Origin of the sequence: Streptomyces sp. W16, assembly GCF_033194735.1 — a bacterium.
Taxonomy (GTDB): domain Bacteria; phylum Actinomycetota; class Actinomycetes; order Streptomycetales; family Streptomycetaceae; genus Streptomyces.
On record NZ_JAWOAI010000949.1, the window covers coordinates 1 to 2099 of the forward strand.

The following is a 2099-nucleotide window of genomic DNA, read 5'->3' on the forward strand; positions in this document are numbered from 1 at the left end:
GCCGCCGACGGGACGCGCGAGCTGTACTGCCACCCCGGCGGCGGCACCCACCCGGACGTGAGCGGCGCCTGCGAGGCCGTCGGCCACAACACCCGGTGGGGCAAGGACCCCTTCGCGCCGGTACCCCCGGACAGCATGTGCACCATGATCTACGGCGGCCCCGCCACCGCCCATGTCACCGGCACCTGGGCCGGACGCCCCGTCGACGCGACGTACGACCGCGTCAACGGCTGCGAGATCTCCCGCTGGGACCGGATGGTCCCGCTGCTGCCCGATCCCGGCCGTAACCACTGAAGACGGCGGGGATCAGTGGTCGGTCACACGTTCTACGTCACTTCACCGTGCGACCTCCCTCTCATCTCACTCCGCGAGCACAAGGACTGCCCTTAGACTCCGTCGCGTGACACGTCGCGGGCCGGTTGGCAAGATGGCCTCCGCGGTCGGCAAGGTGCGGTAACAGGGAGGAAGCGTCTCGTGAGCAGCAGGCCATCCCGAGGCGCTGCTCGCCTCGCAGCCATACTCGACGCGCTCCCGGACGCGTTGGTGCTGGTCAACGCCAACGGCACGGTCGTCAACGCGAACACCATCGCGCTGGAAGCCTTCGAGGCGCCCGGCACCGCGCTCGTCGGACGCGGACTGCTTGACCTGCTGCCGGAGTTCGACTCCCGGCTCATCCCCGGTTCCATGCGGCGCCCCGACTCGATGGACCCACGCGGCCGGACCAAGCCGACCCGGATGATCGCCCGCCGCACCGACGGCTCCGAGTTCCCCGTCGAGGTCACCAGCGCCAACCTCGAAGACGGCCAGCAGGCCTACGACGGCTACGGCTACACCGCCGACGAACTGCTGATGCTCGTCGTCCGCGACCTCTCCGGCACCGTGGACACCGAGGCCGAGCTGGCCCGTTCGCAGCGGCAGACCGAGATGATCCTGCGCGCGGCGGCCGAGGGTGTCGTGGGGACGGACACGGACGGGCGGGTCGTGCTCGTCAATCCGGCCGCCGCCCAGATCCTCGGGTACCGCGCCAGCGACCTCGGCGGCAAGGAACTGCACACCCTCGTCCTGCACTCGCGCGCGGACGGCTCCCCCTTCCCGTACGCGGAGTCGCCGCTCGCCGACACCCTGCGGTCCGGGCGCAAGCACCGGGTGCGCGGACAGGTGCTGTTCGCCAAGAACGGGGACCGGGTCTCCGTCGACCTCACCACCGCGCCCGTGCGCGACGGCGACCAGCTCGTCGGCGCCGTGATGACCTTCACCGACCGGCGGCCCTACGACTCGCTCGCCGAGGAGAAGGACGCCGCCGACAAGCTGCACCGGGACGAACTGGAGCGGATCGACGAGGAGCACGCCTCCGAGCTGACCTCCCTGCGCCAGAAGCACATCACCGAGGTCGAGGAGCTCCAGGAGCAGCACGAGGAGGAGCTCGCGGCGCACGAGGAGCGGTACGCCGCGCTCGGGGAGCGGGAGAAGGACCGGTACGAGGAACTGGCCGCACGGCACGACCAGTTGCTCACGCTGCTCGGGCGTTCGCTGCGCGGCCCCCTCGACGAACTCCGCCGGGAACTGGCCGCGTTGGCCGCGGACGACGCGGGCCAGCTGTGGCCGGAGGCCAACCAGGTCCTGCATCATCTGTCGGCCGGTTACTCGCGTATCACGCAGCTCATCGACAACGTGCTCGGCTATCAGCGGCTGGAGACCGGGGCCGAGGACATCTCGCGGACCAAAGTGATGCTGGACGCGGTCGTCGCCGCCGGTGTCGACGGGGCCGTAGAACTGATCGGGCCCGGCCGCGTGCAGTTCGCCGTGCACGCGCCGCCCATCGAGGCCGAGGTCGACCCCGGGCTCCTCGCCACCGCGCTCGCGCACCTCGTCGCGGATGTCGCCGGCGTCGACGCGACCGGCAACTCGCCCGCGTCGGCGGGCGGTTACATGGACAACACGGTCGTCGTGGCGGCGGCGCAGCGCGGTGAGGTCGTACGGATCGAGGTGCGCGGGCCGTACGCCGGGGGAGACCCGGTGCACGAGCCGATCGTGCGCGGGATCGTGCGCGCGCACGGCGGGGTGCTGCAGACGCACGACGTGCCGGGGATGAGCGGCAG

Annotated in this window: 2 protein-coding genes; both read left to right on the forward strand. The window is 71.4% G+C overall.

The genetic code is table 11. The annotated features are described in order from the left end of the window. Positions 1-294: SSI family serine proteinase inhibitor (locus tag R6V09_RS51785; RefSeq protein ID WP_317888348.1), on the forward strand; the 294-nt coding region annotated here is incomplete at its 5' end. A gap of 180 nt (positions 295-474) precedes the next feature. Next, a partial coding sequence (locus R6V09_RS51790) for a PAS domain-containing protein (protein WP_317888349.1) occupies positions 475-2099 on the forward strand: 1625 nt, incomplete at its 3' end.